The sequence below is a fragment of the Sinomonas sp. T428B genome, from assembly GCF_056780155.1.
The window spans coordinates 2,586,586-2,601,240 of the sequence record NZ_JBRAZR010000001.1 but is presented as its reverse complement, the minus strand read 5'-3'; the positions used below and the strand labels follow the sequence as shown (position 1 = coordinate 2,601,240).

At 73.0% G+C, this 14,655-nt stretch carries 12 protein-coding genes; 9 read left to right on the top strand and 3 right to left on the bottom strand.

Annotated elements, in window-relative coordinates; all coding sequences use genetic code 11:
* Positions 1–10: 10 nt before the first annotated feature.
* The gene (locus tag ACUYMY_RS12000) at positions 11–1,270 is read right to left on the bottom strand and encodes an NAD(P)/FAD-dependent oxidoreductase (RefSeq protein WP_481703774.1); all 1,260 of its coding nucleotides are present in this window, start codon (positions 1,268–1,270) and stop codon (positions 11–13) included.
* A 98-nt stretch (positions 1,271–1,368) separates the two neighbouring features.
* Between ACUYMY_RS12000 and mnmA the strand changes: the two genes are divergently transcribed.
* A complete protein-coding gene (gene mnmA, locus ACUYMY_RS11995) occupies positions 1,369–2,550 on the top strand; it encodes a tRNA 2-thiouridine(34) synthase MnmA (protein ID WP_481703773.1) in 1,182 nt (393 codons plus the stop codon).
* A 52-nt stretch (positions 2,551–2,602) separates the two neighbouring features.
* Positions 2,603–4,330, top strand: coding sequence for a gluzincin family metallopeptidase (locus ACUYMY_RS11990; RefSeq protein WP_481703772.1), 1,728 nt, complete (start codon positions 2,603–2,605; stop codon positions 4,328–4,330).
* 33 nt (positions 4,331–4,363) lie between these two features.
* On the opposite strand, the gene ACUYMY_RS11985 is transcribed toward ACUYMY_RS11990, so the two are convergent.
* Positions 4,364–5,185 carry a caspase family protein gene (locus tag ACUYMY_RS11985; RefSeq protein ID WP_481703771.1) on the bottom strand — a complete coding sequence of 274 codons (822 nt, stop codon included), beginning with the start codon at positions 5,183–5,185 and terminating at the stop codon, positions 4,364–4,366.
* Positions 5,186–5,358: 173 nt separating this feature from the next.
* On the opposite strand from ACUYMY_RS11985, the gene ACUYMY_RS11980 reads away from it, so the two are divergent.
* From ACUYMY_RS11980 to ACUYMY_RS11960, 5 genes are all read left to right on the top strand, one after another.
* Positions 5,359–6,420, top strand: a complete 1,062-nt coding sequence (locus ACUYMY_RS11980; protein WP_481703770.1) for a hypothetical protein — start codon at positions 5,359–5,361, stop codon at positions 6,418–6,420.
* 241 nt (positions 6,421–6,661) lie between these two features.
* Complete coding sequence (locus tag ACUYMY_RS11975) at positions 6,662–8,293, top strand: ABC transporter substrate-binding protein (RefSeq protein WP_481703769.1); 1,632 nt, start codon at positions 6,662–6,664, stop codon at positions 8,291–8,293.
* An 84-nt stretch (positions 8,294–8,377) separates the two neighbouring features.
* The gene (locus tag ACUYMY_RS11970) at positions 8,378–9,472 is read left to right on the top strand and encodes an ABC transporter permease (RefSeq protein WP_481703768.1); all 1,095 of its coding nucleotides are present in this window, start codon (positions 8,378–8,380) and stop codon (positions 9,470–9,472) included.
* A 1-nt stretch (position 9,473) separates the two neighbouring features.
* Positions 9,474–10,493, top strand: a complete 1,020-nt coding sequence (locus ACUYMY_RS11965; RefSeq protein WP_481703767.1) for an ABC transporter permease — start codon at positions 9,474–9,476, stop codon at positions 10,491–10,493.
* On the top strand, positions 10,490–12,208 hold the full coding sequence (locus ACUYMY_RS11960) for a dipeptide ABC transporter ATP-binding protein (RefSeq protein WP_481703766.1): 1,719 nt from the start codon (positions 10,490–10,492) through the stop codon (positions 12,206–12,208). The genes ACUYMY_RS11965 and ACUYMY_RS11960 overlap by 4 nt, the downstream gene beginning before the upstream one ends.
* A gap of 151 nt (positions 12,209–12,359) precedes the next feature.
* On the opposite strand, the gene ACUYMY_RS11955 is transcribed toward ACUYMY_RS11960, so the two are convergent.
* Entirely contained in the window at positions 12,360–13,022 is a 663-nt protein-coding gene (locus ACUYMY_RS11955; protein ID WP_481703765.1) for an NADPH-dependent F420 reductase, read from the bottom strand.
* Between the two features lie 104 nt (positions 13,023–13,126).
* Here ACUYMY_RS11955 and ACUYMY_RS11950 point away from each other — a divergent pair, with 104 nt between their 5' ends.
* Positions 13,127–13,543, top strand: coding sequence for a chorismate mutase (locus ACUYMY_RS11950; protein ID WP_481703764.1), 417 nt, complete (start codon positions 13,127–13,129; stop codon positions 13,541–13,543).
* 2 nt (positions 13,544–13,545) lie between these two features.
* Positions 13,546–14,559, top strand: a complete 1,014-nt coding sequence (locus ACUYMY_RS11945; RefSeq protein WP_481703763.1) for a uroporphyrinogen decarboxylase/cobalamine-independent methonine synthase family protein — start codon at positions 13,546–13,548, stop codon at positions 14,557–14,559.
* Positions 14,560–14,655 lie beyond the last annotated feature (96 nt).

The window sequence follows — 14,655 nt, the reverse complement described above, 5'->3', positions numbered from 1 at the left end:
GCGGGACCCACTAGGCTGGCTGGACTCCGGCGAGCTCGGGCAGCGGCACGGACGTGTCCGCGAGCCGCGCCTCCCCGACCGGCTCCTTCGAAGTGATGAGCGCCTTGATGGCCTTCTGCTGCTTCGGCGTGTTGACGTTCATGCCGGCCACGACCGCCCCGTCGCGCAGCCACAGCGCGACGAAGCCCTCCCGCGCGGCCTCGACCGAGTCGATCCGGCCGCGCACCACGAGCCTCGCCCCGCGGGCGAGCTGCGTGTAGCCCGAGTACTCCATGCTGAGCCCGGCCTGGTCGGTATAGAAGTACGGCGCGTTGTCCATCCGCGCATCCTGGCCCAGCATCGCCCTGGCAGCGACCTTGCCGCCCGTGAGCGCGTTGTGCCAGTGCTCGCTGCGCACGTGGTCCCCCGTGGCGGGCTGGAGCGAGCTCGCGACGTCGCCCGCCGCGAAGACGTCCGGCGCGCTCGTGCGCAGCGACGCGTCGGTCTCGATGCCGTCGCGCAGCCTCAGCCCGGCCTCCTCCGCGAGGCCCGTCTCGGGCTCGACGCCCACGGCGACGACGACGAGGTCCGCCCCGAGGCGCTCGCCGGTGTCGAGGACAGCAGAGGCGACGGCCTCGCCGTCGGCCCCGGCGTGGAACTCGACGGGGTGCGCGGGCAGCCGGAAGCCGACGCCGAGGGCCTCCTGGGCGCGCCGGAAGACGTCCCCGAACGGCGGCTCGAGCTGGCGCAGGACCGAGCCGTGCCGGCCGAGCACGGTGACCTCGTTGCCGTACTCGCGCGCCGCGAAGGCGACCTCGAGCCCGATCCATCCCGAGCCGACGACGAGCACGCGCCGGCCGCCGCGGGAGAGCTCCTCCCTGAGCCCGATCGAGTCCTCGAGGCGGCGGAGCGTGTGCACGCCTTCGAGCTGGGCGCCGGGGATCGCGAGGGCACGGGGGCTCGCCCCTGTCGCGATGAGCAGCTTCGAGTAGGGCAGGAGGGCATCCGTGTCGAGGCGCAGCATGTGCGCGGCCGGGACGAGCTGGACGCCGTGCCGGCCGGTGAGGAGCTCGACGTCGTTCTCCTCGTACCAGCGCGGGGGGTTCACGGCGAGGTCTGCCTCGCCCTCCTTGCCCCGCAGGAACTCCTTCGACAGCGGCGGGCGGAGGTACGGGGCCCGGCGCTCGGCCCCCACGAGCTGGATCGGCCCGTCGTAGCCCTCCTGCCGGAGCGTCTTGGCCGCGGTACCGCCGGCCAGGCCCCCGCCGACGATGAGAATGGGGTGCTGCACGGTTCCCTCCCTGGCGAAGGGCGGCGCCGCGGGCCGGTGCCCCGCAGCCACCGCCGGGACCCGGCCGCCGCCGGGCACCCTCCGGCTAGAATAGACCGGTGCGAGTTCTGGCAGCCATGAGCGGGGGAGTGGATTCCGCGGTCGCCGCTGCCCGCGCCGTCGAGGCCGGGCACGACGTCGTCGGCGTCCACCTCGCCCTCAACCGCATGCCCGGGACCCTGCGCACGGGAAGCCGTGGGTGCTGCACCATCGAGGACTCGAACGACGCGTGGCGCGCGTGCGACAGGCTCGGCATCCCCTTCTACGTGTGGGACTTCTCGGAGCGCTTCAAGGCGGATGTCGTGGACGACTTCGTCGCCGAGTACGCCGCGGGCCGCACGCCCAACCCGTGCATGCGCTGCAACGAGCGGATCAAGTTCGCCGCGCTCCTCGAGAAGGCCCTCGCACTCGGCTTCGACGCCGTCTGCACGGGCCACTATGCGAAGGTCGTCCGGGACGCGGACGGCAACCCCGAGCTGCACCGGGCCTCCGACTGGGCCAAGGACCAGTCCTACGTCCTCGGCGTCCTGACGGCAGAGCAGCTCGAGCACTGCCTCTTCCCGCTCGCCGATGCGGCGTCCAAGGCCGAGGTCCGCGCCGAGGCGGAGCGCCGCGGCCTGTCGGTGGCGAAGAAGCCCGACAGCCACGACATCTGCTTCATCTCGGACGGGGACACGCGCGGCTGGCTCGAGGAGCGCATCGAGATGGAGCCGGGGGACATCGTCGACGAGACCGGGGCCAAGGTCGGCGAGCACGCCGGCGCGAACGCCTTCACGGTGGGCCAGCGCCGGGGGCTGCGCCTCGGCCGCCCCGCGCCCGACGGCAGGCCGCGGTTCGTGCTCGAGGTCCGGCCCAAGGACAACACCGTCGTGGTGGGCCCCGAGCGGCTCCTGGCCGTGGCGGAGATCCGCGGGATCAGGGTCTCGTGGGCCGGGCTGCCGCCGGCCGAGGCCACCGACGCCGCGTGGGGCATCGAGTTCGCGTGCGAGGCCCAGGTCCGGGCGCACGGTGACCCGGTCCCGGCGCGGGCGAGGCTGGAGCGCGCAGAGCGCGAGGGCGCGGAGCCGGGAGAGGACGACGCCGTGCTCGTCGTGACGCTCGACGAGCCCCTGCGCGGCGTTGCGCCGGGACAGACGCTGGTCCTGTACCAGGGCACGAGGGTCCTCGGCCAGGCCACGATCGACACCGCCCGCGCCCGCGAGCGCGTGGGGGATGGCCAATTACTCCATTCGATGCAATAATCGGGATGCAAGCGGTCCGTCTGGGGCCGTCCCTCTGCTCGGGCGGTGCGTCATGGCAGCTGAAGGATTCCAGCCGGGAGTCGGCTACGGTGCCGAGCTCATCGATCTGACCGTGCTCGCCGAGGGGCCCTTCACGGGCAGCCCGGCGGCCCTCGCGTCCGTGCGCGTGCCCCACGAGCGCGTGCACTCCGGCCCCGCCGGGGCGCGGCTCGACGTCCGCGTCCGCCGCCCCGGCCGCGACGAGGCCGAGCCCATCGCGCTCTCCCTGGACGGCACCGCGTGGGGGATCGACGACGTCAGCCCGCCCGAGGACCTCGAGGAACTGCTCGGCGACAGCCGCTTCCTCGCCCAGCACGTCTACGCCGTCGCCTCCGACACGCTCCAGATGTTCGAGCGCACGATGGGCCGGAGGCTCGGCTGGGCGGCCGGGCACCGGCTGCGCATCGACGCGTACGATTCGGCGGACTTCCGCGCCACGGGCTACGACCCGCAGGCCCAGCTCGTCCGCTTCGGCCACCGGGCCGACAGGCGCGCGCAGCGGCACGTCCCCATGGCCCTCTACCGTGATCTCGTGGCGCACGAGGTCACCCACGCCGTGCTCGACGGCTACCGGCCGCGCTGGGCGGACGCGAACGCGCTCCTCGACGGGTTCGCGCTGCACGAGGCCGTCGCGGACCTCGTGGCCATGCTCTCGGTGTTCTCCTCGGCGGACCTCGTCGAGCGGCTCCTCGAGAGCGAGGCGCAGGCGCGCCGCGCTGGCGGGGCCCAGGAGGAGACAGCCCCGGCGGCGGCGGGCGGCGGCGGGGCGGGGGAGCGCGGCGACGACGAGATCCTCCGCTCGGGCCTGTTCGGCCTCGCGGACGGCCTCTTCTCGCGCGGCGCCGTGCGCCGCCCGCTCGATCGGCCCGTCCCCTTCGAGTGGCAGCTCGACCCGGAGCCCCATGCGCGCGGCGAGATCGTCGTGCAGGCGGTGCTCAACGCCGTCGTCGACCTGTGGCGGCAGCGGCTCGACTGCCCCGGCGGGCGCGCGAGCCGCTACCAGGTGGCCCAGTCGGGCGCCAGGGTCGGGCAGCACGTCATGGGCATGATCATCCGGGCGCTCGCCTACCTGCCCCCGGTGGACCCGACGTGGACGGACCTGCTGCGCGCGGTCCTGGCCTCGGACCTCGTCATGATGCCCGCCGACGTCCCGCCATGCCCCGGCTCGCGCGGCCTCGGCCGCCCCCGGCCGAAGGGCTACCGCGAGGTGATCCGGGACCGGTTCTGGGACATCGACCTCTCGACGGACCCGGACAGCCGGCTCGACGGCCTCGATGACCTCGAAGGCCTGCGCTACCCCGTCCGGCTCTCGGCACTCTCGTCCGACCCCGAGGAGGTCAACCGCTTCATCTGGGCCAATCCCCGGCTCATGCGCGCCATGGACCTCGACGAGGACACGGGGGTGCGTGTGGACCGCGTCCGCCCGACCGTCCGGGTGGCCCCCGACGGGTTCGTCGTGTCGGAGATCTGCGCCTCGTTCGTCCAGGAGGTCCTGCTCACGCGCCGCGAGGCGAGGGACCGGCTCGGCGTGCGCATCCAGGGCGACTACGCGGTGGTCCGTGGGGGCGGCACCCTGCGCTTCGACGAGGGCGGCCGCCTCTGCTACGCCGCGCTCAAGCCCGTCATGAACGCCGAACGGCAGCAGGCGCGCGCCGCCGTCGCCCGCGCCGAGCGCGAGCGTGCCGCGCTTCCGCTCGTGGGCTACCACGCCGTCGACGAGCGCGACGGCGTCGCCGCCTGAAGGCCGTCACGCCACGCGGTCTATGCCACTTTCTCAGTGCCACCAGATGGCGGCTCGCTGGTCCGGCGTCCCCTCGAGCTGGGCGCGCTGGGAGAAGCGGGCGGCCCGCAGCGCCGCCGAGACGGCCCGGTGCGTGTCGCCGCGCGTCGCGTCGGGCCGCTCGGCGAGCGCGGCGAGCCAGAAGTGCGTGAACGCGCCGGCGTAGCGCTGGCCGAAGAGGGCGTCTGACGCCGTCTGGTCCGCCCGGCAGGCGGCGAACAGCACGGGGCCCGGGCCCGCTCCGACGAGGTCCCGCAGCCCGCGCCGGTCGGCCCGCTCGGCGGCGTCGAGGCCGGAGGGGGTCGGGGGCGGGACGAAGCGCGGCGCGCGCCCGGGCAGGAGGTCGAACGAGCGCAGGCCCGTGCCGCTGTGGCACGTGTCGAGCACGACGTCGGCGGGCACCTCGGCGGGGATGCGGCGCAGGAGCGCGTGGAGCTCGTCGTCGGCGATGACGCTCGCACGGTCCCAGTGGTCGCCGGCCGTGGCGAGGTCGTACGCCGCGAGGGCCTCGTCCATCTGGTCCGGCTCGTCGCCGTCGTTGTCGGGGACCTGCGTCCCGTGGCTCGCGTAGGTGAAGACGAGCTGGTCCAGCCTGCCCTCTGCGGTGCGCTCGGCCATGTCCGCGAGGCGGTCGACGATCGCGTCCTTCGTGGCCCGCGCGTCGGTCAGGACGGTGACTTCGCGGTCCGCGAAGCCGTAGCCGGAGCGCAGCACCTCGGCGATGTCCTCGGCGTCGTTGACGCAGCCGCGGAGCCAGTGCGAGTCCGGCAGCCGCGCGAACCGGTTGATGCCCACGCACAGCGCAGCCCTCGGCATGGCGCCTTCCTCCTCGTCTCGCGCTGGGTTCAGGGTAGGCCCAGGTTCGCCGGCCGTACACCTTCCGGCAGCCCCGCGTCCGCCGGGGCCGCCTAGCCTGCCGCGTGCGCCCCGAGGCGGGGCGCGCGGCCGTCCCGCGGCGCCGACCCCTTCGATCCCTCTGAGGAGCCCTCATGACCCCATCCCGTCCCGCCCGCAGCGTCCGCGCCCTCGCCGGAGCCGGCGCCGTCGCCCTGGCCGCCGCGGCCCTCGTGACCGGAGCGTCCCCGGCGTCCGCCGGCGAGGCCCCCGGCCCGCTCGGGTCCGAGGAGTCGTTCAGCTTCGCCGTGACCGGCGACGTCCCCTACGGCGCGGCCGACGTCGCGGAGTTCCCGGGCAAGGTCGCCGACATCAACGCGGACGCGAGCCTGGACTTCGCCGTCCACGTGGGCGACATCAAGAACGGCTCGAGCCAGTGCAGCGACGAGTACTTCGCCCGCATCCGCGCCGACTTCGATGCCTTCGACATGCCGCTCGTGTACACCCCCGGGGACAACGAGTGGACCGACTGCCACCGGGTGAACAACGGCGCGTACAACCCGCTCGAGCGGCTCGGCGCCCTGCGGGAGGCCTTCTTCGCCGAGCCCGGCACGACGCTGGGCGCGAGGATGCCGGTGCGCTCGCAGGCCGGGATCGGCCTGCCCGAGAACGTCTCCTTCGGCGTCCAGCGCGTCGCGTTCGCCGCCGTCCACATCGTGGGCAGCAACAACTCGACCCTGCCCTGGACCGGGCTCGGCGAGTCCGAGCCCACGCCCGAGCAGCTCGACGAGGTCGCCCACCGCACCGAGGCCGGGCTCGCGCTCCTGCGGGAGACGTTCGCCGCGGCGAAGCAGCGCCGGGACCGCGCCGTCGTGGTCTTCACGCAGGCGGACATGTTCGACCCCGGCTACCAGGACGGCTGGGCGATCGACGCCTTCACGCCCTTCGTGCAGGCCCTGGTCGACGAGGCGACGTCGTTCGGCGGGCCGGTCTACCTCGTGGACGGGGACAGCCACGTCTACCACGCGGACTCCCCGCTCGCCCCCGGCTCCGAGTGGCTCGCGCGCTACGGCGTGGCCGGCTCGGCCGCCAACCTGCGGCGGGTCACGGTCGAGGGCGCGGCGGGCGTCGGCTCGTGGCTCCGCTTCTCCGTCGCGCCCCACGCCGCCCGCGACGAGGACGTCGTGAGCTGGGCCCATGTGGCCTACACGGGCTGACCGGCGGCGCACGAGCCGGCCCGACGCCCGGGGGCGGACGACGGCGTGCGGCGAGTGCCGCCGTCGTCCGCCCCGTGCCCGGGCGGCACCCGAAGGTTACCGTTCGGTCTCAATGCCTCAAAGAATCCTTTCAGTTTCGGGTTTCGGTGGTTCAATCGACCCATCAGGACTGTGCCCTGGCTCACACGGCCGCCACCGCGGCCAGCCTGCACGGTGCGGATTCGACAAGAGAAGGCCATTGATGTCCAAGACCACAGCGGCATTCAGGGGCGCGATCGCCCTCGCCGGCATCTCAGCCCTCGCCCTCACGGCCTGCACGGGGCCGTCGGGCGGCGGCACCGGGGGAACCCCGACGGGAGGCGGACCCATCACCGTCGGAACCACGGACAAGGTCACCTTCCTCGACCCTGCGGGCTCCTACGACAACGGCTCGTTCATGGTCATGAATCAGATCTTTCCGTTCCTGCTCAACTCCAAGCCCGGCGGCGCCGAGCCCGAGCCGGACATCGCGGAGTCGGCGTCCTTCACGGCGCCCACCGAGTACACCGTCAGGCTCAAGAGCGGCCTCAAGTGGGCCAACGGCGATGCCCTCGACTCCGCCGACGTCAAGTTCACCTTCGACCGGCAGGTCAAGATCAACGATCCGAACGGCCCCGCATCGCTTCTGAGCAACCTTGCCAGCGTCGAGGCCAAGGACCCGACGACGGTCGTGTTCCACCTCAAGGCGGCCAACGACCAGACGTTCCCGTTCGTCCTCACGAGCCCGGTCGGCCCGATCGTCGACGACAAGGCCTTCCCGGCGGACAAGGTCATGACGGACGAGGAGATCATCGAGAAGAAGTCCTTCGCCGGGCCCTTCACGATCACGACCTACCAGAAGAACCAGCTCGTCTCCTTCAAGGCAAACCCCGACTACAAGGGCCTCCTCGACAAGCCCGCCACCGACACGGTCAACCTCAAGTACTACGCCAACTCCAACAACCTCAAGCTGGACGTCCAGCAGGGCAACATCGACGTCGCGTGGCGCGCGCTCACGGCGACCGACGTCGAGAGCCTCGCCTCGGACTCGAAGGTCAAGGTCCACAAGGGCGCCGGCGGGGAGCTGCGCTACATCGTCTTCAACATCGACACGATGCCGTTCGGCACGAAGACCCCCGAGGCCGACCCGGCCAAGTCCCGCGCCGTGCGCCAGGCCATGGCGCACCTCATCGACCGCGAGGCCATCGCGCAGCAGGTCTACAAGGGCACCTACCTTCCGGCGTGGTCCTTCGTCCCGGACGGCTTCGCCGGCGCCACGACCCCGCTCAAGTCCCGGTACGGGGACGGCAACGGCAAGCCGAGCGTCGAGAAGGCCCGCAAGGTCCTCGCCGACGCCGGCGTCACGACGCCGCTCGCGCTCAACATCCAGTACAACCCGGACCACTACGGCCCCTCGTCGGGCGACGAGTACGCGATGGTCAAGCAGCAGCTCGAGTCCTCGGGCCTGTTCACCGTCAACCTCCAGTCCACAGAGTGGGTGACGTACCAGAAGGACCGGGTCAAGGACGTCTATCCGATCTACCAGCTCGGCTGGTACCCGGACTACTCGGACGCGGACAACTACCTCACGCCGTTCTTCACGAAGAACAACTTCCTCGGGAACCACTACGACAACCCCGAGGTGCAGGACCTCATCGCGAAGCAGCTCGTGAACCCGGACAAGTCCGCCCGCGAGGCCCAGCTCGGTCAGATCCAGGACGCCGTGGCCGAGGACCTCTCGACCCTGCCGCTGCTCCAGGGCGCGCAGGTCGCCGTGGCCGGCGCCGGCGTCAAGGGCATCGAGACGACCCTCGACGCGTCCTTCAAGTTCCGCCTCGGCGTGCTGAGCAAGTAGCCCGAGCACGCCCTTCACGCGCCCAGCGGCGGGAGCCTCGCGCCTCCCGCCGCTGGGCGCGTGGACCAGGAGCCTCCCACCACCATGACTGCATTCACCGAAACACCCCCGGAGGCCGCGGGGACTCCCGCTCCCGTCGCCGTCGCGAAGGCCGCCGGAGGCGGGCTCGGAGCCTACCTGCTCATCCGGTTCCTGCTCATCCTCCCGACCATCCTCATCCTCGTGACGCTCGTCTTCTTCCTCATGCGCCTCACAGGGGATCCCATCACGGCCGCCGTGGGCGGACGCCTGCCCCCGGACCAGCTCGCGGCCCGGATCCGCGACGCCGGCTACGACAGGCCCCTCCTCATCCAGTACGTCGAGTACATCGGACAGGTCTTCACGGGCAACTTCGGCCGGACGATCTCGGACAACCGGCTCGTCACGGAGATGCTCGCGACCTTCGGCACGGCCACGCTCGAGCTCGCCGTCAACGGGCTCGTCGTCGCCCTCCTCGTCGGGATCCCGCTCGGGATGCTCGCCGCGCACCGCCGGGACAAGGGCGCCGACGCCGCCCTCCGGGTCTCGGCGATCCTCGCCTACGCGACGCCCCCGTTCTTCTCGGGCCTCCTGCTCAAGCTCATCTTCCCCGTATGGCTCGGCTGGTTCCACGTGGCCGGACGCGCCTCGACGTCGACCGAGCTCGCCCTCTCGGGCCTCGCCGCCCCGAGCGGCATCTACTGGCTCGACGCGCTGCGCAGCGGCAACATCCCGGCGTTCTGGGACGTCGCCTCGCACTCGGTGCTCCCGGCGCTGACGCTCGGCCTGCTCACGGCGGGCGTCTTCCTCCGCCTCGTGCGCACGAACCTCATCGGGACGCTCGGCAAGGACTACGTCGAGGCCGGCCGCTCGCGCGGCGTGAGTGAGTTCCGGCTCGTGACCAAGCACGCGTACCGGCCGGCCCTCATCCCGATCATCACGGTCATGGGCCTGCAGATCGCCCTCCTGCTCGGCGGCGCGGTCCTGACGGAGACCACGTTCGAGTGGAAGGGGCTCGGGTTCCAGCTGGCCCAGTACCTCACGGCCAGGGACTTCGTCGCCGTCCAGGGCATCGTCGTCCTCCTCGCCGTGATCGTCGCGGTGACCAACTTCATCGTGGACGTCGTGGCCGCGCTCATCGACCCCCGAGTGAGGTACTGACATGCCCGTACCCAACCCGCCGGTTCCCGTCCTCGAGCGCCGCGAGCCGCTCGTCAACCGGCTCCCGGTCGTCTCGCACCTGCGCCGCAGCGCCGGCCTCCAGCGGGGGATGCTCGTCGTCGGGCTCGTCCTGACAGCGGCCTTCCTGCTCATGGCGGCCTTGGCGCCGCTCATCGCCCCCTACGGCTACTCCCAGATCGCCGACGCGGCCGGGAACTTCCCCGCGCAGCAGGCGCCCAGCCCCAAGCACGTGTGGGGGACGACCGTCGGCGGGTTCGACGTCTTCTCCCGCACAGTGTGGGGCGCGCAGACGGCGGTGCTCGTCATCATCGTCGCCGTCGCCCTGTCGATCTTCGCGGGCGTGGCCCTGGGGCTCGTCTCCGGCTACCTCGGCGGCTGGCTCGACCGGATCCTCGTGGTCGTCGCGGACGCCGTCTACGCCTTCCCGTCGCTGCTCGTGGCGATCGTCATGTCGATCGTCATCAGCCGGGGGCAGTCGAGCCTGTGGGGCGGCGTCTTCGCCGCGGCCGTCTCGATCACGGTCGTGTTCATCCCACAGTACTTCCGCGTGGTCCGCGCCGAGACGATCCGGCTCAAGGCCGAGCCCTTCGTGGAGTCCGCCAAGGTGGTCGGCGCCTCGAGCTGGCGCATCATGGCGCGGCACATCTACCGCAACGCGACCCGCAGCATCCCGCTCATCTTCACCCTCAACGCCTCGGAGGCCATCCTGACCCTCGCCGCACTGGGCTTCCTCGGCTTCGGCATCGAGCCGACGAGCGCTGCGGAGTGGGGCTTCGACCTCAACAAGGCCCTCTCGGATGTCACGGCGGGCATCTGGTGGACGGGCGTCTTCCCCGGCCTCGCGATCGTGCTGGCCGTGCTCGGCCTCACGCTCGTGGGCGAGAGCATGAACGACCTCGCCGACCCTCGCCTGCGTGCGCGCCGCAAGCGCCGGGCCGCAGGCCGGGCAGCACGGCGGACGACGGCGGCGGGGCGGGCGACGCCGGGAGAAACGCGATGAGCGCGCCCCTCGAGCCCGCACCGCAGCGGCCGGAGGAGACGGTCCTCAGCATCGACCGGCTCGAGGTGACCTTCGCGACCGACGCCGGAGACGTCCCGGCCGTGCGCGGCGTGAGCCTCGACGTCCGCGCGGGCGAGGTCGTCGCCGTCGTGGGCGAGTCCGGCTCCGGCAAGACGGTCACGGCCAAGACGATCCTGGGCCTCCTGCCCGAGACCGCGACGAGCTCAGGCGCCGTCGTCATCAGCGGCCGCAACGTCCTGGCCCTCCCGCCCTCGGCCCTGCGCGCGCTGCGCGGGCGGGACGTCGCGATGGTCTTCCAGGAGCCGTCCACGGCGCTCAACCCCGTCTTCACGGTGGGCTGGCAGATCGCCGAGGGCATCCGCGCCCACCGGGGCCGGGTCGGGGCCGGCGGGCGGGCGGGGAGGGTGGGCCGGAAGGAGGCCCGGGAGCGGGCCATCGAGGCGCTGCGCAAGGTCGGCATCCCCGAGCCCGAGAAGCGCGTGGACCACTATCCCCACCAGTTCTCGGGCGGGCAGAAGCAGCGGGTCGTGATCGCGGCGGCCCTCGCCCTCGACCCCTCGCTCATCGTCGCGGACGAGCCCACGACGGCCCTCGACGTCACGGTGCAGGCCGAGATCCTCGAGCTCCTGCGCGACCTGCGGGACCTCTACGGGACCTCGATCGTGCTCATCACGCACAACATGGGCGTCGTCGCGGACCTCGCGGACCGAGTCGTCGTCATGTACCAGGGCGAGGTCGTCGAGGAGGCGCCCGTGCGCACGCTCTTCGCCGAGCCCCGCGAGGACTACACCCGCAGCCTCCTCGCCGCCGTCCCGCACCTGGGCCGCGAGTCGGCGTCGGAGGGCGCCACGTCGCGCCTCCACCAGGACGGCGAGGTGCTCGTGCGAGCGCAGGACCTCGAGATCGTGTACCCGGGCAGGCTCGCCAGCCCAGCGTTCCGCGCCGTCGAGGGGGTCTCGTTCACGGTCTCGGCGGGCGAGGTCTTCGGGCTCGTCGGCGAGTCCGGCTCGGGCAAGACGACCATCGGCCGGGCCATCGCGGGCCTCAACCGGGCCACGGGTGGGAGCCTGAGCGTGCTCGGGCACGAGATGGTGGGCTTCCGGGAGCGGGCCTTCCGGCCGCTGCGCAAGGACATCGGCTTCGTCTTCCAGGACCCCGCCGCGTCCTTCAACCCGCAGCTGACCGTCGGCGAGTGCATCGCCGAGCCGCTCGTCGTCCACCTGGACCTCCCCTCGGCGGCGGTGAGGCGGCGCGTCGGCGAGCTGCTCGAGTCGGTCCAGCTGCCGGCGTCGTACGCGTCCCGGTACCCCCACGAGCTCTCCGGGGGCCAGCGGCAGCGGGCCTCGCTCGCGCGCGCCCTGGCCCTCGAGCCGCGGCTGCTCATCGCCGACGAGCCCACGTCGGCGCTCGATGTCTCGGTCCAGGCCCGGGTCCTCGGGCTCTTCCGCGAGATCCAGGCCGAGCTCGGCTTCGCGGCCCTGTTCATCAGCCACGACCTCGCGGTCGTGGACGAGCTGAGCCACTGGGTCGGGGTCCTGTACAAGGGCCGCCTCGTCGAGCAGGGGATCGGCAGCCGGGTCATGGGCGCGCCCGAGCACGAGTACACGCGCCGGCTCATCGCCTCGCTCCCCGTCCCGGACCCCGTCGAGCAGGCCGAGCGGCGGCGGGCCCACCGCGCGCTGCTGGGCGGCTGAGGCGAGGGGTGACCCCGGATCGTTGAGAGGTGACCCCGCATCGTTGAGAGGTGACCCCGGATCGTTGAGAGGTGACCCCGGATCTGTGAGTGTGATGGGGGTCACCTTCCTAGGATGCGGGGTCACGTGCCTAGGATGCGGGGTCACTTTTCTAGGAGGCCTCGCCGGCGACGACGATCCTGATGTTGAACTGGGCCGTCCCGAGGCGGCTTGTGAGCCGGATCCACAGGGGCAGGTACATTTCGAGGCCCCGCGCGGCGTCGATCCCGCCGAGGTCCCGGATCCGCTCGGGGAGCCAGCCGATCGAGGCGAGGAGCTCGGCTGTCTGGGCCTTCGCGGCGGCGTCGTCGCCGGCCAGGAACACGTCGTGCACCCCGCCGCCGACCCCGGCGGGATCGACCATGACCGGGGCCGTGACCGTGTTGAGCGCCTTCACGACGCGCAGGCGCGGGAATGCGCGCTGGATCTGCTCGCCGAGGCTGTCCCTGTTCGCCACCGTGAGGGAGGGCGGGAAGCCCACGGAGAAGTCCAGCGGGTTCGCGATGTCGATGAGGACCTTGTCCCCGAGCGCGCCCTCGCCCGCCGCCCGGAGCGCGTCGAGGGAGGCGCTCCCGGCCGTGGCGTTGACCAGGAGCCTGCCCGCCTCGGCCGCCCCCGCGAAGTCCGTCGCGACGGCCCCGTGCGCGGCCGCCCACTCGCGCGCCTCAGGCTTGGCCGCGTCCCGCGAGCCGATGGCGACGGCATGGCCCAGCGTCCGCAGCCTGGCCCCGAGCGTCCGTCCGACCGTCCCGCTGCCGAGGATCCCGATCTCCATGCGCCGTCCGCCTCCGTCCTGTGCCGGGCGGCCGCCCGGCACCACAGGCCTACCCCGTGCTGCACGGACCGGTCAATGCCCCGGCGGCCCATAGACTGGGCTGCATGACCGAGCAGCACAACAGCGACCCAGCCATGCCCGACGCCGCCCCCGAGTACGACCCGGGCGCGAGCTCGCTGGGGACGAGCGTGGCGCCGGCCGTGATGGAGGAGCTGCTCTCGATCCGCTCGAGCATCGACAACATCGACGCGACCCTCGTCTACCTCCTCGCCGAGCGCTTCAAGGCCACGCAGAAGGTCGGCTTCCTCAAGGCCCGCCACCAGCTCCCGCCCGCGGATCCCGACCGCGAGGCCGCCCAGATCGCGCGGCTGCGCCGCCTCGCCGAGGAGGCCCACCTCGACCCCGCGTTCGCAGAGAAGTTCCTGAACTTCATCATCAGCGAGGTCATCCGGCACCACCAGGCCATCTCCGAGGACCACGAGACGCGCCGCGCCAACGGGGCAGCCGGCGCGGACGCCTGACGATGGCGGGGCAGGTCACCGCGACGGCCCTCGGGGACTGGCCGGGGACGGACCCCCTCGAGGCGGCCAAGGCGATCCGCGGCGAGCTCGGCAGTCCGCACCTGCCGTTCCTCGCCGAGCTGCCCGCGCGCGGTGTCGGTTCGGATGCCGTGGGGCGTACAGCCTCCCTCCTCGTCGACCTCCACGCGGACGTCCAGCCGCACGGGTGGCGGCTCGTGGACCGGCCCGGGCAGGACGCGCAGCGCGCCGCATCGGCCCTCGCGACGGACCTCAACGTGCTCGCCGACGTCGCCGGGGCCGAGGAGCGCCCGGCCGAGGGCCTCGCGGTCCGCGTCCTCGGGCCGGTGAGCCTCATGACCGCGCTGTACGTGCATTCGGGGGAGCGCGCACTCGTCGACGCCGGAGCGCGTCGGGACGTCGCGCAGTCCCTTGCGGCCGGGCTGCCCGCGTTCCTCGAGCGCGTGCGGCGCACGGTCCCCGGCGCCGCGCTCACGGTCCAGCTCGACGAGCCGGACGCCGCGCGTGTCCTCGCGGGGCTCGTGCCCACAGCGAGCGGCTACCGCACGCTGCGCGCTCTCCCTCGCGCGGAGGCCCGTGCCGTCTGGGCCGAGGCCGTGGAGGCCCTGCACGCCGCGGGCGCGGAGGCCATCGTGTCGCTGCCGGCGTGGGAGGCGCCGATCGCGGACCTCCTCGGAGCGGGCGCCGACGGCGTCGCGCTGCCGCTCGCGGACCTCGGGGTGCCCCAGTGGGAGGAGCTCGCGGGGGCTGTCGAGGCCGGGAAGCGGCTCTGGCTCGGCGCCCTCCCGGACGACGGCGCCCCGCGCACCCGCACGGGGGAGCTCGCCGAGCGCGTCGTGCGGCCGTGGCGGCAGCTGGGCCTGCCGCTCGCGGCGCTCGACGCCGTCCGGCTGACCCCGGCGGGCAGCCTCGCCGCGTGCACCCCGGGGGAGGCGACGGCGCGGCTCGCCCGGCTGGTCAAGGTCGCCGACGCGGTCAACCAGACCGCGCTGGGCTGAGGCACGGGCCTGGAGGCACTGGGCTCAGGCGCGCGCCACGGCGCGCCTAGAATGAATCAGGCATGCGCAGCGCGCCAGAAGCGTCCCTGCGCCCGA